General features: G+C 61.8%; 22 protein-coding genes. 16 read left to right on the top strand and 6 right to left on the bottom strand.

The features are described 5' to 3' along the window. Positions 1-142: 142 nt before the first annotated feature. The 5 genes from CP49_RS28120 (at position 143) to CP49_RS28100 (ending at position 4,287) form a co-directional block, all read left to right on the top strand. Complete coding sequence (locus CP49_RS28120; RefSeq protein WP_057853391.1) at positions 143-1,195, top strand: type VI secretion system membrane subunit TssM; 1,053 nt, start codon at positions 143-145, stop codon at positions 1,193-1,195. Beyond that, positions 1,195-1,920, top strand: coding sequence for a class I SAM-dependent methyltransferase (locus CP49_RS49445; RefSeq protein ID WP_057853390.1), 726 nt, complete (start codon positions 1,195-1,197; stop codon positions 1,918-1,920). Before CP49_RS28120 ends, CP49_RS49445 begins: the two co-directional genes overlap by 1 nt. 5 nt (positions 1,921-1,925) lie before the next feature. After that, the gene (locus tag CP49_RS28110; protein WP_057853389.1) at positions 1,926-2,768 is read left to right on the top strand and encodes a shikimate dehydrogenase; all 843 of its coding nucleotides are present in this window, start codon (positions 1,926-1,928) and stop codon (positions 2,766-2,768) included. A gap of 134 nt (positions 2,769-2,902) precedes the next feature. Beyond that, positions 2,903-3,481, top strand: a complete 579-nt coding sequence (locus CP49_RS28105; protein ID WP_420807660.1) for a hypothetical protein — start codon at positions 2,903-2,905, stop codon at positions 3,479-3,481. Between the two features lie 206 nt (positions 3,482-3,687). Then, a complete protein-coding gene (locus CP49_RS28100; protein WP_057853387.1) occupies positions 3,688-4,287 on the top strand; it encodes a single stranded DNA-binding domain-containing protein in 600 nt (199 codons plus the stop codon). A gap of 85 nt (positions 4,288-4,372) precedes the next feature. Here the strand turns inward: CP49_RS28100 and CP49_RS28095 are convergent, their stop codons facing one another. Further along, on the bottom strand, positions 4,373-5,509 hold the full coding sequence (locus CP49_RS28095) for an alpha-hydroxy acid oxidase (RefSeq protein WP_057853408.1): 1,137 nt from the start codon (positions 5,507-5,509) through the stop codon (positions 4,373-4,375). Positions 5,510-5,618: 109 nt separating this feature from the next. Here CP49_RS28095 and CP49_RS28090 point away from each other — a divergent pair, with 109 nt between their 5' ends. The 11 genes from CP49_RS28090 (at position 5,619) to CP49_RS28040 (ending at position 17,418) form a co-directional block, all read left to right on the top strand. Next, positions 5,619-5,798: a hypothetical protein gene (locus CP49_RS28090; protein ID WP_057853386.1), complete on the top strand. Its 180-nt coding sequence runs from the start codon at positions 5,619-5,621 to the stop codon at positions 5,796-5,798. A gap of 219 nt (positions 5,799-6,017) precedes the next feature. Beyond that, positions 6,018-7,364, top strand: coding sequence for a phosphoglucosamine mutase (gene glmM / locus CP49_RS28085; RefSeq protein ID WP_057853385.1), 1,347 nt, complete (start codon positions 6,018-6,020; stop codon positions 7,362-7,364). Between the two features lie 147 nt (positions 7,365-7,511). Continuing rightward, positions 7,512-8,771 (top strand): MFS transporter, encoded by a 1,260-nt coding sequence (locus CP49_RS28080; RefSeq protein ID WP_057853384.1) that lies wholly within the window; start codon positions 7,512-7,514, stop codon positions 8,769-8,771. 304 nt (positions 8,772-9,075) lie between these two features. Then, entirely contained in the window at positions 9,076-9,918 is an 843-nt protein-coding gene (locus CP49_RS28075) for an outer membrane protein (RefSeq protein ID WP_082646287.1), read from the top strand. Positions 9,919-10,131: 213 nt separating this feature from the next. Then, the gene (locus CP49_RS28070; protein WP_057853383.1) at positions 10,132-10,956 is read left to right on the top strand and encodes an outer membrane protein; all 825 of its coding nucleotides are present in this window, start codon (positions 10,132-10,134) and stop codon (positions 10,954-10,956) included. A gap of 79 nt (positions 10,957-11,035) precedes the next feature. Then, positions 11,036-11,626, top strand: coding sequence for a glutathione S-transferase family protein (locus CP49_RS28065; protein ID WP_057853382.1), 591 nt, complete (start codon positions 11,036-11,038; stop codon positions 11,624-11,626). 17 nt (positions 11,627-11,643) lie between these two features. Further along, complete coding sequence (locus CP49_RS28060) at positions 11,644-12,114, top strand: GNAT family N-acetyltransferase (RefSeq protein ID WP_057853381.1); 471 nt, start codon at positions 11,644-11,646, stop codon at positions 12,112-12,114. Between the two features lie 256 nt (positions 12,115-12,370). Next, positions 12,371-12,565 (top strand): hypothetical protein, encoded by a 195-nt coding sequence (locus CP49_RS28055; RefSeq protein ID WP_057853380.1) that lies wholly within the window; start codon positions 12,371-12,373, stop codon positions 12,563-12,565. A 79-nt stretch (positions 12,566-12,644) separates the two neighbouring features. Continuing rightward, complete coding sequence (locus CP49_RS28050; protein ID WP_057853379.1) at positions 12,645-13,817, top strand: phosphoserine transaminase; 1,173 nt, start codon at positions 12,645-12,647, stop codon at positions 13,815-13,817. Between the two features lie 168 nt (positions 13,818-13,985). Further along, positions 13,986-15,575: a phosphoglycerate dehydrogenase gene (serA, locus tag CP49_RS28045; protein WP_057853378.1), complete on the top strand. Its 1,590-nt coding sequence runs from the start codon at positions 13,986-13,988 to the stop codon at positions 15,573-15,575. Positions 15,576-15,753: 178 nt separating this feature from the next. Next, complete coding sequence (locus CP49_RS28040; RefSeq protein WP_057853377.1) at positions 15,754-17,418, top strand: mucoidy inhibitor MuiA family protein; 1,665 nt, start codon at positions 15,754-15,756, stop codon at positions 17,416-17,418. A 233-nt stretch (positions 17,419-17,651) separates the two neighbouring features. Here CP49_RS28040 and CP49_RS28035 read toward each other — a convergent pair whose 3' ends face one another. The 5 genes from CP49_RS28035 to CP49_RS47970 all read right to left on the bottom strand — a co-directional run bounded on the left by CP49_RS28035 (position 17,652) and on the right by CP49_RS47970 (position 22,192). After that, a complete protein-coding gene (locus CP49_RS28035) occupies positions 17,652-19,004 on the bottom strand; it encodes an esterase-like activity of phytase family protein (RefSeq protein ID WP_057853376.1) in 1,353 nt (450 codons plus the stop codon). 107 nt (positions 19,005-19,111) lie between these two features. Continuing rightward, positions 19,112-19,918 (bottom strand): heme ABC transporter ATP-binding protein, encoded by an 807-nt coding sequence (locus CP49_RS28030; protein WP_057853375.1) that lies wholly within the window; start codon positions 19,916-19,918, stop codon positions 19,112-19,114. Then, positions 19,915-21,006, bottom strand: coding sequence for a FecCD family ABC transporter permease (locus tag CP49_RS28025; RefSeq protein ID WP_057853374.1), 1,092 nt, complete (start codon positions 21,004-21,006; stop codon positions 19,915-19,917). The genes CP49_RS28030 and CP49_RS28025 overlap by 4 nt, the downstream gene beginning before the upstream one ends. After that, a complete protein-coding gene (locus tag CP49_RS28020) occupies positions 21,003-21,956 on the bottom strand; it encodes a heme/hemin ABC transporter substrate-binding protein (RefSeq protein ID WP_057853373.1) in 954 nt (317 codons plus the stop codon). The genes CP49_RS28025 and CP49_RS28020 overlap by 4 nt, the downstream gene beginning before the upstream one ends. Before the next feature lie 35 nt (positions 21,957-21,991). Continuing rightward, positions 21,992-22,192, bottom strand: a complete 201-nt coding sequence (locus CP49_RS47970; RefSeq protein WP_057853372.1) for a hemin uptake protein HemP — start codon at positions 22,190-22,192, stop codon at positions 21,992-21,994. Positions 22,193-22,522 lie beyond the last annotated feature (330 nt).

The raw sequence follows: 22,522 nt of genomic DNA, 5'->3' as shown, positions 1-22,522 counted from the left end.
GCCAGTCGCGACGTTTCCGTGGTCGCACGATGTGCGCACGCCTGTAGCCAACCGCAATTGTGTTCTGTAGAAGATCCTTCAGCAGTTGCTGGAGAATGCTCTCAGCAACTCTAGATGTTCAATCGGTCTGAAGGATTAGATCGTGTACCACATTTCGCTGGATGACACTACTAACGAACAGCTTCGTAAGATTGCAAAGAAACGCCAGATGAGCGCGAATGATTTGGCGGTCTCTTACGTTCTTTCAGGTGTGGAGAATTCAACGCTGACCGGTGTCCGCTATCTGGGCGTGGCATTAATTACGGCTGCCACTCTTCTATTCGGCGTATGGTTGCTATCGATCTCGCTACCGTCGCCTGTAGTTAGCGCAGCGACTTTACATTGGGTCCGAGAACTACTTTTTCTATTTGTACCTTGGCCGCTAACAATTTTGATCGGCCTTTGGATTGTCGCTAGGTCTGAGTCGTTCCTTTGGCTGATCCTAGGAATTTTTGGGTCACTGCGTCGAATAAAACTATTTGGTGCGGAGATCGAGTTGAATGAGCAGACTAAGCGCAAGATTCAAAGCGCGGCAGGTGAAATCGACGCCGCATTGGAGGAATACAAGGGTCGCGTAGACAAAGAGGTGGCGCGCACTGTTGCCCGATACCAAATTGAACAGGCTCTCTCAAACCTCATAGACAGTGATGAGGTGAAGAGTTTCGTGGCCGAGCGGAGTAAAACTTTCCGTTGTACAATTTACATTCCCGACCCCATTAGATATGGCCGGCTCTATCAATTAGTTGACTACTGCCCTTCCGGGGCAGGTCGTGCACGTACGTTCTCGGTTCGATATGGCGTAATAGGAAGAGTTTGGCGGACCGAAGTTCCAACGCAAGAGGGGGATCTCTTGCCACCCTCCGCTCCAGGAGAGGTTCGAACGCATGAGCAAGAAATTGACGCTGTAATGAGTAATTGGGGCATGAATAGGCGCGAAGCTGAAAGTGCGCTCAAGCATAGGTCTTACTTCTGTTGCCCGTTGATACATGAGAATTCGAAGGTTGGACTGTTGTATATGGACTCTACGGAGAGGGATGCTTTCGACCACGAGCAGCGGGTGGCAGTTATAGAGAAGGCAACCAGTGCAATGGGTCCGCTTGTATCAAAGACTTTGGACGATCTTTCGACGGTAGCGCTCCAGATTGAGGTTGAGTGATGTCAATCCAAACGCTTCGCAAGTTGGATGCGAAAGGCCGATTGTCGCAATACGCTGCCGTCGCTGCTGAATACTATGACGCAAATCGCCACCCCACTTGTCGGAATTTTCGTGACGCGAGTAGGTTATTTCTACAGACATCGTTGGACTGCAATTACTTGGATGGACTTACTCTGGAGGTGGGAGCAGGCCAGTCATTGGTCGCCGAACTAGCCGAATGCAACTATGTGCACTTTGAGCGTGCTGTGCTTTTGGATCGCTCCATTGAGATGCTTTCATACTCCAGGAAGTTCGCCAAAATTGCGAATCTCGTTGTAGGAGATGGTCGCAGATTGCCATTCGCAGATAGCAGTATTTCACTTATCGTCGCTGCACTTGGTGATCCCTACAACGTTGAGGCGTTCTGGCGCGAGGTCTCGCGTTGCTTGGATAAAGGTGGGCGGTGCCTTTTCACGACCCCATCGTATAGTTGGGCTCAATCGTTCAGACTGCCTTCCAGAACGGAGCGCGAGGGCGCAGCGTATTTTGAACTAGCTGACGGTCAGCAGCTCTATCTTCCATCCTTTGTTAGATCTCCCGCGCAGCAGGAGCAGATAATTCAGCAGGCTGGACTAGAGATTTCGAATGTATCGAATTTGACGGTAGACATGATTCCATTGCCGCTATCTAGAAAGATTCAGAATTGCGACAGCGTCGTTACTGGGTACGTTGCCATCAAGAGATGAATTAAGTGGCAAAGGAAGATAAACCTCCCGCCGCCTGCCTGATCGGATGGCCGGCCGCGCATTCGCGCTCGCCGCTGATCCATCATTACTGGCTGCGCACGCTCGGCATCGAGGGCGGCTATGTCATCGAGGCGGTGCCGCCCGATGAGTTCAAGGATTTCGTCTTCCGGCTGTCGCTCCGCGGCTTTGTCGGCGCCAACGTCACCATTCCGCACAAGGAGCGGGCGCTTTCGCTGTCGAAGCCGGACGACCGCGCCCGCGCGGTCGGCGCGGCCAATACGCTGTGGTTCGCTGATGGCGAGCTGTGCTCGACCAACACCGACGTCGAAGGTTTTATCAACAATCTCGATGCCTGCGCTAATGGATGGGACAAATGCGACGAAGCGCTGGTGCTGGGCGCCGGCGGCTCATCGCGCGCCGTGCTGTTTGGGCTGCTCGACCGCGGCATCAAGCGGGTGCATCTCGCCAACCGCACCATCGAGCGGGCCCACGCGCTGGTGGATCAGTTCGGCACGAGCATTGTCCCCGTAGCATGGGACGCGGTCAGTGATCTGCTGCCGCGCGTAGGCCTGCTGGTGAATACGACATCGCTCGGCATGCACGGCCAGCCGGCGCTCGAACTCGACGTCGGACGGTTGCCGCCGCACGCCGTCGTCGCCGATCTCGTGTACGTGCCGCTCAATACGCCATTGCTGGTGGCGTCACGCGGGCGCGGGCTGAAGACCGCCGATGGACTCGGCATGCTGCTGCACCAGGCGGTGCGCGGCTTCGAATTGTGGTTCGGGAAGCGCCCCGAGGTGACGGCGGAACTTCGCGCGCTCGTCGAAGCCGATCTCACAAATACATGATCGGCTGATCGCGGAGACTTGAGCCGGAATTTTTTTGAAAGGCCGGGGTCAATGGCTACGTCAGTGCCGCCATTGGAGACCTCCGCATGTCCGTCCGTCACTATCAGCTCGTTCGCTCGCTTGCCGCCGTCGCGATGGTTACCGGCTCCACGCTTTACGCGACAGCCCAGCAGCCGCCGACGCCGACACGCGTTCGCGGCACCATCGAAGCCGTCGATGGCGACGTGCTCGCCGTCAAGTCGCGTGGCGGTGAAGACGTCAGGCTGCGAATGACCGGCGATATCAACGTCGTCGGGATCACCAAAATCTCCTTGTCCGACGTCAAGGTCGGTTCCTTTATCGGCACCACCACTGTGCCGGGACCTAACGGCAGCCAGAATGCGGCGGAGGTGCACGTGTTTCCGGAAGCCATGCGCGGCACCGGCGAGGGCTCGCGGGCCTATGATCTGCGTCCCAACTCCACGATGACCAACGCTACGGTGGCGGAGTCCGTGGTCGGCAATGACGGTCACACCCTGATGATCAAATACCGGGGCGGCGAGAAGAAAGTCGTGGTCTCCCCGGAGACGCCTGTTGTGACCTACGTTCCCGCCGGCAAGTCCGACCTCAAGCCCGGCGCCAAGGTGATCGCCTTCATGAAGAAATTGCCGGACGGTACGCTCGAGACCAACCGCGTCAGCGTCGGCCGGGACGGGCTGACCCCGCCGATGTGACGCGAAGCGTCATTCCGGGGCGCTGCGTCAGCATCGAACCCGGAATCTCGAGATTCCGGGTCTGGTCCTTCGGACCATCCCGGAATGACGAACCGGGTAACAAGCATTAAAGCGGAATAGCTGCTCCCGTCCGGTGTTTGCGTTGAGTTGGGCGCCAACCACACCTCGGGAGGAACACCATGCTGAAATCGTCTTCATGGCCGCGCATGCTCGCGGCCTCGCTGGGCCTTGTCGCTCTGTTTGCGACGGAGGCTGGAGCGCAGCAGCCGCCGACGGTCCGCATTCGCGGCACCATCGAAGCTGTCGACGGGCCCGTGCTTTCGATCAAATCGCGCGAGGGCACCGACATGAAAGTCCGCGTCACCGACAATGTCGCGGTGTTCGGCGTGGCCAAGACCGAACTGTCGGAAATCAAGGAAGGCTCCTATATCGGTGTTACCGGGATGCCGGAGCCGGACGGCACCCAGAAGGCGGTCGCGGTGCATATCTTCCCCGAAAACCAGCGCGGCGCGGCCGAAGGTTTCCGGCCCTGGGACCAGCGGCCGAACTCGACCATGACCAATGCCACCGTCGCCCAGACGGTGAAGGGCACCGATGGCCAGAACATTCTGGTGAAATACAAGGACGGTGAAAAGAAAGTCGTGGTCCCGGAGGGTACGCCGGTCGTCACCTTCGTTGCCGGTGACAAGTCCGAACTGAAACCCGGCGCGAAGATCATCATCTTCGGCGCGGTGAAGAAGGACGACGGCACGCTGGAAGCGGCTCGCGTCAATGTCGGCCGTGACGGGATTACACCGCCGATGTGATCGGAAGAGCCTCTCTTCTTCCTTCTCCCACAAGGGGAGAAGGAAGAAGGGAACCCCGCTTGTCCGGGACGACGGAGAGCGAGGGTTAAACCGCCAACACGTTGTCGTCGATCTCGGCAATCGTGTTCACGCCGCACAATCCCATGGTGGTGAGCATTTCCTTGGCGAGAATGTCGAGCGCCTTGGCGACGCCGGCCTCTCCGCCGGCGCCCAGGCCATAGGCATAGGCGCGGCCGATCATGCAGGATTTGGCGCCGAGCGCGAGCGCGCGCACCACGTCCATGCCGGTGCGGATGCCGCCGTCGAACATGATCTCCACCTGCGAGCCGACGGAATCGACGATCTCCGGCAGCACCTCGATCGAGGACGGCGCGCCGTCGAGCTGGCGGCCGCCATGGTTGGAGACGACGATGGCCTGCGCACCAGTCTTGGCTGCGATCTCGGCGTCCTCGACGTCGAGAATGCCCTTCAGGATCAGTTTGCCCGGCCAGATGCTGCGGATCCAGTCGATGTCCTTCCAGTTCAGCGTGGTGTCGAACTGCGAGTTGATCCAGGACGACAGCGCGGTGATGTCCTCGCTCACCTTCAGGTGGCCCGCGAGATTGCCGAAGGTGCGGCGCTTACCGCGCAGCACGCCGGACACCCAGCCCGGCTTGGTCGCGAAATCGATCAGCTTCGCCAGCGACCATTCCGGCGGCACCGTCATGCCGTTCTTGATGTCCTGGTGGCGCTGGCCGATCACCTGCAGGTCGACGGTCAGCACCAGCGCCGAGCATTTTGCCGCGATCGCGCGCTCGATCAGCGCCTTGATGAAGCCGCGGTCCTTCATCACGTAGAGCTGGAACCAGAACGGCTTGTCGACGCTAGCTGCGATATCCTCTATTGAGCAGATCGACATCGTGCTCTGGGTGAAGGGAATGCCGGCCGCCTGGGCCGCGCGGCAGGCATGGATCTCGCCGTCGCCATGCTGCATGCCGAGCAGGCCGACCGGCGCCAGGATCAGCGGCATCGCGGCCGGCTCGCCGAGGATGGTGGTGGAGAGATCGCGTCTGGAAACGTCGACCAGGATGCGCTGGCGGAACTTGATCTGCTGAAGATCCTCTGAATTGGCGCGCAGCGTGTCCTCGGTGTAGGAGCCGCGGTCGGCATAGTCGAAGAAGGCCTTGGGAACGCGCCGCTTGTGCAACTGGCGCAAATCTTCGATGCAGGTGATATGCTTCATGGACATCCCGGCCCCTTCTTGAATTTCCTGGCGATGTCGTCATCTAGCATGGTTGGATGGCCAGCCAAATCGCATCTCTTGGACGCCATTCCGACAGGGAGGACATCCCATGACCGGACCGCGCAGAGTTGCCCCCGACGATGCCGGCTCGGCCGTTTCAGAGGAAAAGCGCCGGCTCGACGACGCATTGGACGAGGGGCTGGAAGAGACCTTTCCGGCGTCCGACCCCGTCAATGTTATCCAGCCGCCGCCCTCGAAGGGCGACCATCACGTCAAGCGGGGGAACTAGCGCACGAGTGCGCGTGGCGCTGTGGTTTCAAGAAATATCTATTAAAAACAATAAGTTGTGTGCAATTCACGGCTGCTTTGGGCCGTAATGATTCATCATATTTTTTGAAGTCATTTTAGCGGCCGAGAGACTATAACCGCGCTCCACGCTACGATGGTGGGTATTCGGGGATTCGAGGCCATGATGGCCCGCAGAAGACCCGGAATGGCCGGGGGTTATATGAGCCGCAAATATTTCGGTACCGACGGAATTCGGGGCCGCGCCAATGGTTTGATTACGCCGGAGCTCGCGCTCAAGGTGGGGCAGGCGGCCGGGCTGGTGTTTCATCGCGGTGACCACCGCCACCGCGTCGTTATCGGTAAGGACACACGCCTCTCCGGCTACATGATCGAATACGCCATGGTGGCCGGCTTTACTTCCGTTGGCATGGACGTGCTGCTGCTCGGCCCGATGCCGACGCCGGCGGTCGCGATGCTGACCAAGTCGATGCGCGCCGACCTCGGCGTGATGATTTCCGCCTCGCACAATCTGTTCGAGGACAACGGCATCAAGCTGTTTGGCCCGCAGGGCTTCAAGCTTTCCGACGACGTCGAGAAGCAGATCGAGCAACTGCTCGACGAGCCGATCGACCGCCGCCTTGCGCAAAGCGCCAGCCTCGGGCGCGCCCGCCGTATCGACGGCGTCCATGACCGCTATATCGAATTCGCCAAGCGCACGCTGCCGCGCGAACTCTCGCTCGACGGCCTGCGCGTGGTGATCGATTGCGCGCACGGCGCGGCCTACAAGGTGGTGCCGGAGGCGCTGTGGGAACTGGGCGCCGACGTCATTGCGATCGGCGTCGAACCTGATGGTTTCAACATCAACAAGGAATGCGGCTCGACCTCGCCGGAAGCGCTCGCCAAGAAGGTGCGCGAAATGCGCGCCGATATCGGCATCGCGCTCGACGGCGACGCCGATCGCGTCATCCTGGTCGATGAGCGCGGCCATGTGGTCGACGGCGACCAGTTGCTCGCCGTGATCGCGCAAAGCTGGAAGGAAGATGGACGTCTGGCCAAGCCCGGCATCGTCGCCACCGTAATGTCGAACCTCGGGCTCGAGCGCTTCCTCGAAGGACAGGGTCTCGGCATGGTGCGCACGCCGGTCGGCGATCGCTACGTGCTCGAGCAGATGCTGACGCAGGGCTACAATCTCGGCGGCGAGCCCTCGGGCCACATCATTCTCTCCGACTACGCCACGACAGGCGACGGCTTCGTTGCCGCACTGCAGGTGCTGGCGGTGGTGCAAAAGCTTCGCCGTCCGGTATCGGAAGTGTGTCACCGCTTCGATCCGCTGCCGCAGATTTTGAAGAACGTGCGCTACCGCTCAGGCAAACCGCTCGACCATGCCGAGGTGAAATCGGCGATCCTGGACGGCGAGAGCCGCCTCAATGGTCACGGCCGGCTCCTGGTCCGTTCGTCCGGCACCGAGCCCGTGATCCGCGTGATGGGCGAGGGCGACGACCGCGTCCTGGTCGAGGAAGTTGTCGATCAGATTGTCAATGCACTCGGCCACGCTGCAGCAGCATAAGCCAGCTTTATCCTGACAGTGCGGAAGCGTTGATCGGCGGTGCGTCGTAACGCATCGCAGCCATAAGCTATTGATGCTGGTCGTGACAATGGCGCGATCGTAAAGCTAATCGCATGCCTGACCGCGATTCTTTTTCGGGATGCGCCGTTGAACAAGCCCGTTATCGTAAATGAGGAAACGCTGACTGCGCCGGTGGCCGTGCCGGACGTGGCGGCGGGCGTTGACGTCAAGGCGGCCGTGGCGGGACCAGCCTACATCGTGCTGGCCGGCATCAGCTTCTCGCATTTCCTCAACGACACCATGCAGTCGCTGATCGCGTCGGTCTATCCGATCCTGAAAGATGCTTACGCGCTTGACTATGCGCAGATCGGCATGATCACGCTGGCGTTCCAGTTCACCGCGTCGCTGCTGCAGCCTTTGGTCGGGCACTTCACCGACAAGAAGGCGCAACCGTTTTCGCTCGCGATCGGCATGGGATTCACCTTCTTCGGCTTGCTGCTCTTAAGCGTTGCGCATCGCTATCCGATCATCCTGATCGCCGCCGCGCTGGTCGGGCTTGGCTCGGCGGTGTTCCATCCTGAGTCGGCGCGGATCGCTCGCCTCGCCTCGGGCGGCCGCTACGGTTTCGCGCAATCGGTGTTTCAGCTCGGCGGTAGTTTCGGCACGTCGATGGGGCCGGTGCTCGCGGCGCTGATCGTGGTGCCGTTCGGCCAACCCTCGATCGCCTGGTTTTCATCGATCGCGTTTCTGGCAATCGTGATCCTGTGGCGGATCGGCGTCTGGTACAAGCCGCAGATCGCGACGAAGAAATCGGCTGTGGTAGAGCGTCATCCGGACCTGCCGGATTCGCGTCGCGTCAGAATAGCGCTCGCTGTGCTGGTCGCGCTGCTGTTTTCAAAGCAGCTCTACGTGTCGAGCCTTTCGAGCTATTACATCTTCTATCTGATCGACAAGTTTCAGGTGTCGACACAGGCAGCTCAGCTCTACCTCTTCCTGTTTCTCGCTGCCAATGCGGCGGGCGCTTTCTTCGGCGGCCCGCTCGGCGATCGCTTCGGACGCAAATACGTCATCTGGTTCTCGATCCTGGGCGCGCTGCCATTCACACTGGCGCTGCCCTATGCCGGCCTCCTCGGAAGCGCCGTGCTGACGGTGATCATCGGCCTGATCATTTCCTCGGCGACGTCGTCGATCATCGTATTCGCGCAGGAACTGATGCCGCACCGCTTCGGCATGATCTCGGGCGTGTTCTTCGGCGTCGCGTTCGGCATCGGCGGACTTGGCGCCGCGGTGCTCGGCAAGCTCGCCGACCACACCGGGATTGCGTTCGTCTATCATCTCTGCGCATTCCTGCCCGCGCTCGGTCTGCTCGCGGTGTTCCTGCCAAAGATGCCAATGCACGCGCGCTGAGCGCGCCGACGAGTCCCGGCGAGGTGAGGGCGCCACGGCCGCATCAACAAAATCTTAACGGCGCGGCGGCGAGAGCGTTTGTCTCAAGACATCGTTAGGATATGGCGGCTCCTCCTCCATCTTTTTTCGTGCTGCAAATGCATCATGGACTTGCGCCGCAAACAGCGCCACGAAAGAAAGTCAGAGATTGTCAACCTTAATAATTAGGGTTAAGCGCCGCTTAAGCATTTAATGCCATCGTCCGTCCGTGAGTTTTTGAAGTGGGGCCTTTGTATTCAGCCTCACCGGACAAAGGACGAAGCCAATGCGTAGCGTTAAGTCTTTCATTGCCGCCGGTGCGGCCACTTTGTTGTCCCAGGCGGCGTTTGCTGCCGACATGGCGATTGCACCTCCTCCAGCATATGCGCCGGCCGTGGTCGAGGATTTCGGCGGCTGGTATCTGCGCGGCGACATCGGCTTCAGCAATCAGAGAGTGAAGGACGTTCACTATGGCCGTGAGTCCGCCTACTCGCAGCTCACCTCGTTCGAGCAGCAGTCTGCATTCGACGCTGCTGGCATCTTTGGTCTCGGTGTCGGGTACCGGGTCAACAACTGGTTTCGGGCTGACCTGACCGGGCAGTATCGTGGCAACGCCAATTTTAAGGCGACCGACCGCTTCACCGGAACTGCCGGGGGCGTACCTTATAATGGGATCGACAACTACGGTGGCAGCAAGTCCGAGTGGCTGGTGATGGCCAATGCCTATGTCGATCTCGGCACCTGGTGGTGCATTACCCCGTTCATCGGCGCCGGCGTCGGGGGCGCGCGCGTGACGATCTCGAACTTTACGGATACGGGCACGAACAATCTGCCATTCACAACGACGAGTTTCGCGAGCGCGCCGGCCGGCTCGAAGTGGAATTTCGCGTGGGCAGCCCACGCTGGTCTTGCCTATCAGGTCAATCCAAATCTCGTGCTCGAACTTGCCTACAGCTATGTCAATTTGGGTGAAGGACAAACCGGCGTCCTCTCGGACTTCACCGGGGCGACCACCAACAATGTTTTCAAGTTCAAGGACATCACCTCGCATGACCTGAAGCTCGGCGTGCGCTGGGATCTGACCAGCCCGCAGGTCTACGCACCGCCGCCGCTGATCCGCAAAGGTTAATCGCGACTTCCATTCGTTAACGGTTGCCAAACGGCGCGGGGCATTTCCCGCGCCGTTTGCTTTTTGTGCATGGCGATGCGGGAGCCGCGTCCGCGCGAAAATGTTCGGCGATTTTCCGACAAGATCGCGCCTAATCGGTGCACGCGAGAACGATTGGTTAAGGTTAACAGGCGATGATCAATGCAAGTTCAAAGTGTTCGATGGAGCGTTGCGATGCGTCGATTGTTGCTGGTGGCTGTGATATGCGGAGCGGCGAGTGTCGCCCAGGCGGCTGATATGCCGGACCTGCCGTTTCTCCGCGGCAGCTTCACCGAAGGGCTGAGCACCAGCACGGTGAACTGGCAAGGCGGCTACATCGGCGGACATGCCGCCTATGGCACCTCCAACATGAATTTTGCGAATTCGACGAGGACCATCACGGCGCGCCTCTTGGACGGCACGGAGATGGAGAGCGTCCAGCGAATATCGGAGTGGCCGATCATGGGAAAAGTTTCGGCCCACGGAGAGGGGTTCGGCGGATTCGTCGGCTACAACTTCCAGTGGACCGACGTCGTCGTAGGCGTTGAATTGAATTACACGCACGGCAAATTCGGCGGCTCGCAAACCGGCAGGATGTCGCGGTTCTTCGGGCTTCCCTCCGGGTACACGGTCGGCGCCACCTACGAAGGGACTGCGCGGATGAATATTTCCGACATGGGAACGCTTCGAGTCCGCGGCGGCTATGCGTATGGCTCGTTCCTCCCTTATATGTTTGCCGGCGTCGCACTCGGGCAGGCCGATATCATTCGCACCGCCCGTGTTTTCGGAACTCAGGTCAATCCGGCCGTCGCGCCGCCTTTCAATAACGTGCCGTTCGATGTCAGCGCAACCGACGCCCAGTATAGTCATTTGATCTACGGCTATTCGTTCGGTCTCGGTACCGAAGTGATGTTGATAGCGGGCCTGTTCATGCGCGCGGAATGGGAATACGTGCGCTTTGCCTCTTCGGTCGACACCAGCATCAACACTGTCCGCGCCGGCCTCGGCTACAAATTCTGATCTCGCCGACAGCCGCATCCCGGCGCCGTTGACAGATCTGTCGCCGCCTGTTGCACTGTCGCTCTAACGAGGGCAGCGCATGAAAGTCTACGGCGATACCAATTCCGGCAATTGCCTGAAGGTGAAGTGGGTGTGCGACCATCTCGCGCTGCCCTACACCTGGGTAGCGGTCGATACGCTCAAGGGCGAGACGCGGACCGCGGAATTCCTCAAGCTCAACGGCGCCGGCCAGGTGCCGGCGATCGAACTCGCCGACGGCCGCACGCTGGCGCAGTCCAACGCCATCATCCGTTATCTTGCCCGCGGCTCCCGTCTCATTCCGCAAGATGCGTTCGCGGAAGCGAAGATGGACGAGTGGCTGTTCTGGGAACAGTACAGCCATGAGCCGTACATCGCCGTATGTCGCTTCCTGATGTTCTATCTGGGCAAGCCGGCTTCCGATCTCGACCCCGACAAGGTCAAGCGCGGCTATGCGGCGCTGGCGCGGATGGAGCATCAACTCGCCATCACGCCATTTCTGGTCGGCGACGCCGTCACGCTCGCCGACATATCGCTCCTGGCCTATACGCGCGTGGCGCATGAAGGCGGCTTTCATCTTGACGGCTATGCCGCGGTGCGCCGCTGGATCGGCGAGACCGAAAAATTCCTTGGCCTGCAGCCGGCGCGCTGACTTCACCGGAAACTGTCATGCCTGCCATCACAGAGGTCACGATCCGCCGCGCACGCCGCGAGGACGTCAGCATCATCGTCGCCATGCTGGCGGACGATCCGCTCGGCGGCGGTCGTGAGCGGATCGAGGATCCGCTGCCGCAATGCTATTTCACGGCGTTCGCGACAATCGACCGCGACCCGAACATCCAGCTTGTGGTCGCCGAGGACGGCGAGGGCGCCGTGGTCGGTTGCCTGCAGCTCTGCATTCTGCCGGGGCTGAGCTCGCAGGGCGCCTCGCGCGGTCTGATCGAGGATGTCCGCGTCGCCAGCCACTGCCGCAGCCGCGGCATCGGCGAGCAGATGGTGCAGTGGGCGATTGCGGAAGCACGCGCCAAGGAATGCAAGCTGGTCGAATTGCTGACGCACCACAGCCGCGTCGATGCGCAACGATTTTATGAGCGGCTGGGCTTTGCGCGCAGCCATGTCGGCATGACCTTGCGATTTTGATCGCTGTAGCGTTTTCGAGCGAAGCCTGTCCCGCACTTGATGCGGGATGCAATCCGGTTCGCGTAAAGAAAACGCGCCAGAACAAAGATCAGCAACTGCGGTTGAAGCGCATCGGCGACGAATGCCTGAGGTAGTCGTCACTGTTCGATCCGGTTAACAACCGATAAACTACGCGTGCTTCCGTGATTTTACGGACAGGAACGTCTCCGCTATGCCGGCGTCTCCCATGGGGCTTGGGCAGCTTTGGGGATCTCCAATGAAGAAATATTCGATTGTCCGGATCGGAAGCGAATATGTCGTGCAGGCCGGAGAGGCCAGCATTTTGAAGGTCTCGAGCCGGCGACAGGCCGACAAACTGGTCACCGACGCCGCCGAACTTCTGCAGCAAGGGCCGGCGTCTTCCGAGGGCGAACAGCCATCAATCGGGCGTGAAGCTTCCGAAGTTTCTTGACGATCGGGCCCGTTTACCTTATGCACCGCGGCGGGACACCTCCCCCCAACGGGAGGCTTACTATCTGGAAGGATAGATCATGACTGTAGCGAAGCCCGCTTCGCGGCCGAACGTGCCGCATTTTTCTTCCGGCCCCTGTGCCAAGCGCCCCGGCTGGAACCCCCAAAATCTCAAGGATGCAGCCCTCGGCCGCTCGCATCGCGCGAAGATTGGTAAGGCCAAGCTCAAGCTCGCGATCGAACTGACGCGCGAAGTGCTTGAAGTGCCGGCCGGCTACAAGATCGGCATCGTGCCGGCGTCCGATACCGGCGCGGTCGAAATGGCGCTGTGGTCGCTGCTCGGCGCGCGGCCCGTCACCACGATCGCCTGGGAATCCTTTGGTGAGGGCTGGGTCAGCGACATCGTCAAGGAATTGAAGCTGAAGGACGTCACCAAGCTGCATGCCGGCTATGGCGATCTTCCCGACCTGAACAAAGCCGATCCGGCGTCCGACATCGTCTTCACCTGGAACGGCACGACTTCAGGCGTGCGCGTGCCAAACGCCGACTGGATCAGCGCGGACCGCCAAGGCCTCACGATTTGCGACGCGACGTCGGCTGCGTTTGCGCAAGCACTCGATTTCGCAAAGCTCGATGTGGTGACGTTCTCCTGGCAGAAGGCGCTGGGCGGCGAGGCCGCGCATGGCATGCTGATCCTCTCACCGCGCGCGGTGGAGCGGCTCGAGACCTACAAGCCGGCCTGGCCGCTGCCGAAAATTTTCCGCCTGACCAAGGGCGGCAAGCTCAACCAGGGCATCTTCGAAGGCGAGACCATCAACACGCCGTCTATGCTGTGCGTCGAGGATTATCTCGATGCGCTGAACTGGGCGAAATCGATCGGCGGCCTCAAGGCGCTGATCGCGCGCGCCGACGCCAACACCAAGGTGCTTTCGGACTGGAAGGCGAAGACGCCGTGGATCGATTTCCTGGCGAAGGATGCCTCGATTCGTTCCAACACCTCGGTGTGCCTGAAGTTCACAGATCCCGCGATCACCTCGCTGACGGCGGATGCGCAGGCGGAGTTCTCCAAGAAGCTGGTCGCGCTGGTCGAGAAGGAAGCCGCCGGTTACGACTTCGCCTATTACCGCGATGCGCCTGCGGGCCTGCGGATCTGGTGCGGCGCCACCGTGGAAGCCTCCGACGTTGCGCTGCTGACGCAGTGGATCGACTGGGCGTTTGCCGAGGCCAAGGCCGCGCTGCCGAAGGCCGCTTGATCGTCACCCTCCCCTGGAGGGGGAGGGTCGACGCATCCGAAGGATGCGTCGGGGTGGGGTGATATCTCCGCGCCCGACGCACGCAGAGTTCGCAGCGACAGTTTCACCCCACCCCGGCGCTTCGCGCCGACCCTCCCCCTCCAGGGGAGGGTGTGAAGGATCACTCCAATGTCCAAACCCAAAGTTCTCATTTCCGATGCACTCTCGCCCGCCGCCGTGCAGATCTTCAAAGACCGCGGCATCGAGGTCGACTTCCAGCCCAATCTCGGCAAGGACAAGGACAAGCTCGCCGAGATCATCGGCAATTACGACGGTCTTGCGATACGCTCCGCCACCAAGGCGACCGCGAAGATCATCGAGAAAGCAAAGAAGCTCAAGGTGATCGGGCGCGCCGGCATCGGCGTCGACAATGTCGAGATTCCCGCGGCCACCGCCAAGGGCATCATCGTGATGAATACGCCGTTCGGCAATTCGATCACGACCGCCGAACATGCGATCACGCTGATGCTGGCGCTGGCGCGTGAAATTCCGCAGGCCGACGCCTCGACGCAGGCCGGCAAGTGGGAGAAGAACCGCTTCATGGGCGTCGAGATCACCGGCAAGACGCTGGGCGTGATCGGCTGCGGCAATATCGGCTCGATCGCCGCGGACCGCGCGCTTGGTCTGAAAATGAAGGTGGTCGCGTTCGATCCGTTCCTGTCGCCGGAACGCGCCAAGGACATCGGCGTCGAGAAGGTCGAACTCGACGAACTGCTTAAGCGTGCCGATTTCATCACGCTGCACACGCCGCTGACCGAGAAGACCAGGAACATCATCGATGCGGCGGCGATCGCCAAGATGAAGAAGGGCGTGCGTATCGTCAACTGCGCCCGTGGCGGCCTGGTCGACGAGCGGGCGCTGGTCGATGCGCTGAATTCCGAGCATGTCGCCGGCGCCGCCTTCGACGTGTTCGTCGAGGAGCCCGCCACCAAGAACGTGCTGTTCGGCCATCCCAGCGTGATCTGCACGCCGCATCTCGGCGCCTCCACCACGGAAGCGCAGGAAAACGTCGCGCTGCAGGTCGCCGAGCAGATGTCGGATTACCTGCTGACCGGCGCGATCTCGAACGCGGTGAACTTCCCCTCGATCACGGCGGAGGAAGCGCCGAAGCTGAAGCCGTTCATCGAACTCGCCGAAAAGCTCGGCTCGTTCGCGGGCCAGCTCACCGAGAGCGGCATCCTGAAAGTCCAGATCACCTATGAGGGACACGTCGCCGAGATGAAGATCAAGGCGATCACCTCGGCGGTGCTGTCGGGCCTGCTGCGCCCGATGCTGGGCGAGGTCAACGTGGTCTCCGCGCCGGTCGTCGCGAAGGAGCGCGGCATGGTGGTCGACGAGATCGTACGCGCGGCGCAGAGCGATTACGAAAGCCTGATCACGGTGACCGTCACCACCGAACGGCAGGAGCGTTCCGTCTCCGGCACCGTCTATCACGACGGCAAGCCGCGGCTGGTCGACATCAAGGGCATCCGGGTCGATGCCGAGTTCGGCAAGTCGATGATCTATGTCACCAACGAGGACAAGCCCGGCTTCATCGGCAGCTTCGCCAGCCTGCTCGGCGACGCCAAGATCAACATCGCCACCTTCCATCTCGGCCGCGTCAAGCAGGGCGGTGACGCCATCGCGCTGGTCGAGATCGACGGGCCTGTGCCGGCGGAGGTACTTGCCAAGGTGCAGAAGCTGCCGCAGGTGAAGCAGGCCAAGGCGCTCGCGTTCTAAAAATCGCGTCGTCCTTTTCCCTTCAGAGAGGGGATTGCTTATCCTTCGCCGCGGGCCCGCCGCGGCGAAGCCGCATGGAATTCCAATCGAACCAGTTTCTCCCTCGCTGCGTCTCATGACCGGGAGTGGTGGGTGTTGTTGCCCGTCGCCGTCCGGCGAATGGTTCAGGAGGGTATCCATGCGATTGATTGCGAATGTTTTTTTGACGACGAGCCTCGTCGCGCTCGCGGCGCTTGCCGCCGGCGCGGTGCGCGCGGCCGAATTGGCCGCCAGCTCGGCGGTCGATGCGGTTACCGTATATCCCGATGGCGCCAGCGTCACGCGGATCATCTCGCTCGATCTGCCGGCCGGCGAGAACTCCGCCGTTCTCAAGGATTTTCCGTTAACGCTCGATCCCTCGTCGCTTAGGGTCGAGGGTGAAGCCGGCGCGAAACTCACGATCGGCGCGATCGACGCAAAACCGCCGCGCGCGGCGCCGCCGGTCAATCTGCCCGAACTCGACAAGCGCATCGAGGCCCTGAAGGACGAGCGGGCCAATCTGCAAGGCGCAATCGATGCGGCTACCGCGCGGCGCAAGTTCGCCGAGCGCTTTGCGGATACGTCTCCCGCAGGGATCGGCGACAAGGGTGAGGCGCGGCCGATCGCCGAATGGCGTGTGGCCTTTGCCGCGGTCGGGGAGGAAATCGCCAGTGCCGATACCGCCATCCGCGACGCCGAACGCAAGCAGCGCGAACTCGACCGCGAAATCGCGCGCGTCGAACAGGACCGGGCGCAGAAGCCGCCGATCAAGCTGGAAGTCCGGATCGAGCTCGCGACCGCAGCCGCGACCAAGGCGACGCTGCGGGTCACCTATACGGTGCGCAACGCGCGCTGGACGCCGCTCTACGACGCCCGTCTCGACACCGGCGCCAAGGACCGCAAGCCCGCGCTCGAACTGGTGCGCCGCGCCGAAATCACGCAAGCCACCGGCGAGGATTGGTCCAACGTCGCGCTCAGCGTCTCGACCGTGCGCACCGCGCGTGGCGGCAGCGTGCCGGATCTGGGCTCGCTGATTGTGCAATATCCGCAACCGCCGCGTCCTGCTCAGTCGGCCAGCGGCGGCTTGATGGATAATGCGAAGCCGCTGCTGCGCTCAGCACCGGCGCCCCAGGTAGCGGAGGCGCTCGCCGGGAAGGCCGAGGAACAGCAGGCTACGGCTGATGTCAGCGGCTTCCAGGTGGTGTTCAAAATTCCCGGCCGCGTCAGCCTCAGTGCCAGCGAAGGCGCCAAGAGCCTGCGTGTTTCCACCGCGACCATTGCTCCCGATCTCGCCGTGCGCGCCGCGCCAGTGAAGGATCCGACCGCGTTCCTCGAAGCGAGCTTCAGGCAGAACGAGGACGCGCCGCTATTGCCGGGCCGGGTCGCGATCTATCGCGACGGCGTCTTCGTTGGCCGTGGGCACATGGCTGCTGCAGCTAAGGACGAGACCGTGCGGCTCGGCTTCGGCGCCGACGACAAGATCAAGATCGAGCGCACCGTCCTCAAGCGCAACGAGGGATCGGCCGGCCTAATCGTGACGACGTCGAAGACCGACGAGCGCGCGTTCAAGACTACCGTGCGCAACGGCCATGATTTCCCGCTTCGGATCGCGATTGAGGACCAGTTGCCGGTCAGCGAGAACGAGGAAATCCAGGTCGAAATGCTGTCGTCCACGACGCCGCCGACCGCGAGCAACCTCCGCGACAGACGCGGCGTGCTGGAATGGGCTTTTGAAGCCAAGCCCGGCGAGGTCAGGGACATCAACTTCGCCTGGCGGATCCGCTGGCCGAAGGACAAGGGCGTCGTGATGGTGCCGGCGGGCTGAGCGCGCGCATCTATCTTCTCCGTCATGCCCCGCGGGCGGGGCATCCAATGTGCTGCGAGCTGACAGAGATGTTGCGCACCATCTCTCCCAATGTCGTCCCCGCGAACGCGGGGACCCATAGCCACCGGCCTTCGTTTTGAAGGAAGGTGTCTGCCCCGGCAGCCAAAAAGAGAGATCACGCGGTATGGGTCCCTGCGTTCGCAGGGACGACGAGGTTGGATGAGGCGATAGAATCACTTCGCCTTCAGAAACTCACCGACTTCCAGCAGCACGAACTCATTATCGTCGGCCTTGTTCGGCTCGCGGCTGGACGAGAACGGCAGATTGTTGTCGTTGCCGACGATGATATGCGTGTCGTCGACGCGATCGACGTTCTCGATGGTGAAGAACGGGAAGGTCAGCACGCCGTCGTTGAGCGGCTTGCGGGCCTTCTTGTCGGGATCCTTGATCTTCATCAGGTCGACATAGGCGATCTTGCGCACCGGCTTGCCGACATTGGCGTCGGAGAGTTCGACCTTGTAGACACGCTTGAACTTCGCGAGGTCGGCAAAACAGTTCTCGCCGCGCTGGCCGGCCGGGCAGGCCTTGTCCGCGGTGCCCTCGCCATTGTCGCGTTCGATGATCAGGCCGCTTGACCCATCGATCATATTGAAGTCGCCGATAGCGTGACCGTTGTGCTCGAACACATAATGCCAATAGCGCCCGGTGAATTTTTCGGCCGCAACGTCGAATTCGAGGATCCGCGCGGCTTCCTTGCCGTCGACCTTTTCAACGTCCTTCTTCTCGGCATCCCACAGCGGGCCCTCGAGCAGACCATACAGGAATTTGCCGTCCTTCGAGGCGGCAAAACCTTCATAGCCCTTGGAGCGGCGCAGATTGACGGTGGTGTAGCTCGCGCCTGGGGCGGCCGGCGACTGCACTGACCAATGATCGGGCGAGCGCACCGGCTTGCCGTCGGCGCTGGTTTCGAAGACGGCGAGGATCTTGCCGGTCTTGTCGGCCTTCAGCACATAGGGGCCGAACTCGTCGCCGATCCAGAAGGTGTCGCCGACGATCTGAAAACCTTCGGTGTCGAAATCGGCGCCGGTGAGATAACGCTTTGCGGTGTCCTCGTGCAGGATGCGGAACGGCACCTTCTTGTCGGGATCGTGCAGGAAGATGGTTTCCTGGCGCTCGATCTTGCCACTCGCCCAGTCGATCTTGTGCCGGTTGAGATACAGCATCGAGTCGGCCGAGTTGTAACGCGAGCCCATGCCGTTGTCGGTGAGCACCCAGAACGAACCGTCCGGCATCACCTTGATGCCGGAATGGCCCTGCAGCGGCTGGCCCTTGAACGGTAGCGACACGCCGGTCGGGCGCTCGTAGGATTTACCCATCACGCTGCCGACGGCGTCGACGCGCTTGCCGGTGGTGTATTTGCCCGCGGTCTTGAGATCTTCGGGCGCATCCGTGGGCGCATCGATGAAAGTCTGCGCCGGCAGCACCGCGTGTCCCTTCAGCGTTGCGGGAAATTCGCCTTCGCCTTGGGCGAAGGCGGCGCCGGCCAGAAAGACTGACGCGACGGAGCAGAGCAATGACACGCGCATGGCGGATCTCCTGTGAATGACGATGCGCCTGTCTTTGCGGAGGGGTGTTACAGTTGGCTGACAGTTCCGTGAAGAACCTGTAACGCCGTTGGATAAGCCTTGCGCTGTTATGCCGTCGGCGCGCCTGCCGGACGCATGGTCTGCGGCAGCAGGAACGGCACGCCCTGCTCGGTGTAGTCGATCGTCACGTCGACCTCGAAGATCCTGCGGATGGTTTCGGCCGTGATCGCGTCCGTGCGGCCACCGTCGACGGCGAGCCGGCCGCGATGCAGCAGCACGATGCGATCGGCGAATCGCATCGCCAGATTGAGATCGTGCAGCACGGCGATCACGGCCGTGCCGTTTTGCGCACGCCGTTTCGCCGTTTCCACCAGATCGATCTGGTGGCGCATGTCGAGGCTCGATGTCGGCTCGTCCAGCAGCAGAAGGCCCGGGCCGTGCTGTTCTTCACCGCAGGTGAGCTGCACCAGCACGCGGGCGAAATGCGCGCGCTGCTGTTCTCCGCCGGAGAGCGTCGGCAATTGCCGATGGCTGAAATGGGCGAGATCGACCTCGCCGAGCGCCGCATCCACCAGCCGCTGCGCGGCGGCCCGGCCGCTATCCCCCGCGCCCATATGGACGATTTCCTCGACCGTGAACGGGAAGGTGACGTTGACATGCTGCGACAGCATCGCGCGGTGACGGGCGAGAAAGCGTGGCGGATAGGCGTCGATGTTGCGCTGCTTTAGCCTGATCTGCCCGCGCGTCGGGCGGAGATCGCCGGACAACATCCGCAGCAGCGTCGATTTGCCGGCGCCGTTGGGGCCGACGATCGCGACCATCTCGCCGGCTGCGATGCGCAGATCGATGCCGTCGACCAGCGTGGCGCCGCCGACCGTCATCGAGATCGACTGCGCTTCGAGAATGGCGGTCATAGCGAAACCAGCCCGCGCTGGCGCAGCAGCATGCCCAGGAAGAACGGCGCGCCGATCGCAGCCGTGAGGATGCCGATCGGCATTTCCGCGGGCGCCACGATGGTGCGGGCCAGCGTATCGGCGCCGACCAGCAGCACTGCACCCAATAGCATTGAGGCCGGCAGCAGCAGCCGGTGCCCCGGTCCGATCAAAAGCCGCAACAGATGCGGCACCACAATGCCGACAAATCCGACGACGCCGCAGACGGAGACGGCGACCCCCGTCATCGCCGACACCAGCACGATCGAAATCCGCTTCAGCCGTTCGACATCGACGCCGCTGTGAAATGCCTCGGCCTCGCCCAGCACCAGTACATCGAGCCCGCGCGCAATCGAGAGGCAGGCGATCGCGGCCAGGCCCAGCACCGGTGCCAGCGTGGCGAGCTTGGGCCAGGTTGCACCGCTCAGCGAGCCCAATAGCCAGAATGTGATGTCGCGCAACTGGCGGTCGTCGGCGATGAACACGAGTAGCCCGATGCCGGCATTGGCGATCGCGGCGATGGCAATGCCGGCCAGCAGGAAGATCGCGATCGACGTCCGCCCCGAGCGGCTCGCGATCGAATAAAGGATAATCGTGGTCGCCAGCGAGCCCGCGAAGGCCGCGATCGGCAGCAACTGATGCTGCATAAAGCGGAGGTTTTGGCCGATCTGGCTGTCAGTGAAGACGATCGCGGCGGCTGCCGCCAGCGCGCCGCCGGAGGAAACGCCGACCAGTGCGGGGTCGGCGAGAGGGTTGCGAAACAGCCCCTGCATGATGGCTCCCGATGCCGCGAGCAAGGCGCCAACCATGGCAGCCGCGCCGATCCGCGGGATCCGGATTGACCACAGCACGAGCTGGTCGCGCGCAAGCGTTGAACTGGCTGAGGCGTCCGCCCACAGGCCGAGTGCGGCAGGCAGCCGCGCCAGCGGAATTCCGGCGGCGCCCATTGTGAGTGCGACCAGTGCCGCACCGGCAAGTGCGGCGATCAGGCAGATGAGGGTCAGCGAAGCCGGCGGGCGAAACGCATATCCGCTGCGGCGCTTCGCGCCTGCTTCAGTGAGTGCGGTCATTGCCGGCAATCGGCGGTGAGTGCCGCCGGCCTGAACTTCTCCGCCTGCGGCGCCAGCGCCGGATAGAGCTTGACCGAGAGATCGCGCGCTGCGGCTGCCGTGCGCGGGCCGAAGCCGAGCAGATAGAGGCCTTCCATGGAGATGAAGGTCTTGTTGGCCGCGACCGGGGTCAGCGCGAAGGCGGGATGGACATATACGGCTTCCGCTTCCACCGAGTCCTTGCCGCGCTGGATCGAAAGCACGACGTCGGGCTTTGCCGCGACGATCGCCTCATCATTGATGATCTTGTAGCCGTCATAGCTATCGATGGCGTTGACGCCACCGGCGAGCGCGATGATCTCATTCGCCGCGGTATTTTTTCCGGCGGCCATCGCCCGGCCGTTCAGCAGCGACATCACGAACATCACGCGGACCGGCTTGGTCACCTTGGCGCGCAGCTCGCGCAGTTGGGCCAGATCGCCGGCGACCGCTGCCGTCAGGCATTCGGCGCGCTTGTCCGCGCCCATGGCGTGACCGACCAGCTTGATCTTGTCGATCAGGCCCGCTTCCGAGAAGGTTTCGGGTACCAGCACCAGCGGCACCTTGGCCGCCTCCAGCACGTCCATGGTTTCCTTCGGCCCGGATCCCTGCACTGCCAGTACCAGCGAGGGATTGAGCCCAAGAACGCCCTCAGCCGAAAGCTGGCGCATATAGCCGACATTCGGTTTGTCACGCAGCGCTGCCGGCGGATAGAAGCTGGTGGAGTCGACGCCGGCCAGCCTGTCCTCGAAGCCCAGGGCATAGAGAATTTCGGTAATCGCGCCGCCGATCGAGACGATCCGCGCGGGATCTGAGATCGTGACGTCGCGGTTACGGGCATCATGCACCGTAATGCCCGCAGCGACCGCGACGCCGCCGAGCAGGAAACAGCCCGCGGCGGCGGACAATGCGAGCGTACGACAAATTGTCATTGCCGGGTCACCTGGTTGAGTTCGCTTGGTCAGGTTCACTTGGTCAGGATCAGCTTGTTCTGCGAGGTCAGTCGCAGGCGATAATTGTCCTCCCCATGCGCGATGATGATCTCGCGCTCGGTCGCGAACAGTTCGCGGCTGTCGATCCGGTTGCCGTTGATGGCAAGCGATCGGGCGGTGGACTTACCGGCTTGCGTCCGGGCACCGCCGAGTTTGTCTCCTGTTGCTGCGGACATCTGGTTTGTGGCGCCCCGAAAGCTCTGTCTGATGCCATGTTTGTACAGTTGCGGTGTGCCGCAATCCAACCGTGGCAATTTACAATTGATATAAAGTGCCTGATGCGGTTCTTGACCGCCCGGAACCCGCCACGTAACCAAGTATGACACGATGCGGGCACGTGCCTGCGTCGCGAATGTGGCAGCCAGCAAGCAGCTTGCGACTTATGCGCAGCGCCCGCCAGCCAGACCCAAGAACAGAGATTGGCGGGGTTGGGGTTGTATGGCTGACGGGGCTAGGATTTCGCGTGCCCTCTTATTGGGCGCGTCGGTGTTTTCAATTGCATTGCT

Origin of the sequence: Bradyrhizobium valentinum, from assembly GCF_001440405.1 — a bacterium.
Lineage (GTDB): Bacteria > Pseudomonadota > Alphaproteobacteria > Rhizobiales > Xanthobacteraceae > Bradyrhizobium > Bradyrhizobium valentinum.
This window is presented reverse-complemented; position numbering and strand designations above follow the sequence as displayed.

What these genes read in the sequence shown, in the direction of transcription:
- CP49_RS49445 (WP_057853390.1), top strand. Translation starts at nt 1,195, where the DNA reads ATGTCAATCCAAACGCTTCGCAAGTTGGATGCGAAAGGCCGATTGTCG.
- CP49_RS28105 (WP_420807660.1), top strand. Translation starts at nt 2,903, where the DNA reads ATGGTTACCGGCTCCACGCTTTACGCGACAGCCCAGCAGCCGCCGACG.
- CP49_RS28100 (WP_057853387.1), top strand. Translation starts at nt 3,688, where the DNA reads ATGCTCGCGGCCTCGCTGGGCCTTGTCGCTCTGTTTGCGACGGAGGCT.
- CP49_RS28095 (WP_057853408.1), bottom strand. Translation starts at nt 5,509, where the DNA reads ATGAAGCATATCACCTGCATCGAAGATTTGCGCCAGTTGCACAAGCGG.
- CP49_RS28090 (WP_057853386.1), top strand. Translation starts at nt 5,619, where the DNA reads ATGACCGGACCGCGCAGAGTTGCCCCCGACGATGCCGGCTCGGCCGTT.
- glmM (WP_057853385.1), top strand. Translation starts at nt 6,018, where the DNA reads ATGAGCCGCAAATATTTCGGTACCGACGGAATTCGGGGCCGCGCCAAT.
- CP49_RS28075 (WP_082646287.1), top strand. Translation starts at nt 9,076, where the DNA reads ATGCGTAGCGTTAAGTCTTTCATTGCCGCCGGTGCGGCCACTTTGTTG.
- CP49_RS28070 (WP_057853383.1), top strand. Translation starts at nt 10,132, where the DNA reads ATGCGTCGATTGTTGCTGGTGGCTGTGATATGCGGAGCGGCGAGTGTC.
- CP49_RS28065 (WP_057853382.1), top strand. Translation starts at nt 11,036, where the DNA reads ATGAAAGTCTACGGCGATACCAATTCCGGCAATTGCCTGAAGGTGAAG.
- CP49_RS28060 (WP_057853381.1), top strand. Translation starts at nt 11,644, where the DNA reads ATGCCTGCCATCACAGAGGTCACGATCCGCCGCGCACGCCGCGAGGAC.
- CP49_RS28055 (WP_057853380.1), top strand. Translation starts at nt 12,371, where the DNA reads ATGAAGAAATATTCGATTGTCCGGATCGGAAGCGAATATGTCGTGCAG.
- CP49_RS28050 (WP_057853379.1), top strand. Translation starts at nt 12,645, where the DNA reads ATGACTGTAGCGAAGCCCGCTTCGCGGCCGAACGTGCCGCATTTTTCT.
- serA (WP_057853378.1), top strand. Translation starts at nt 13,986, where the DNA reads ATGTCCAAACCCAAAGTTCTCATTTCCGATGCACTCTCGCCCGCCGCC.
- CP49_RS28040 (WP_057853377.1), top strand. Translation starts at nt 15,754, where the DNA reads ATGCGATTGATTGCGAATGTTTTTTTGACGACGAGCCTCGTCGCGCTC.
- CP49_RS28035 (WP_057853376.1), bottom strand. Translation starts at nt 19,004, where the DNA reads ATGCGCGTGTCATTGCTCTGCTCCGTCGCGTCAGTCTTTCTGGCCGGC.
- CP49_RS28030 (WP_057853375.1), bottom strand. Translation starts at nt 19,918, where the DNA reads ATGACCGCCATTCTCGAAGCGCAGTCGATCTCGATGACGGTCGGCGGC.
- CP49_RS28025 (WP_057853374.1), bottom strand. Translation starts at nt 21,006, where the DNA reads ATGACCGCACTCACTGAAGCAGGCGCGAAGCGCCGCAGCGGATATGCG.
- CP49_RS28020 (WP_057853373.1), bottom strand. Translation starts at nt 21,956, where the DNA reads ATGACAATTTGTCGTACGCTCGCATTGTCCGCCGCCGCGGGCTGTTTC.
- CP49_RS47970 (WP_057853372.1), bottom strand. Translation starts at nt 22,192, where the DNA reads ATGTCCGCAGCAACAGGAGACAAACTCGGCGGTGCCCGGACGCAAGCC.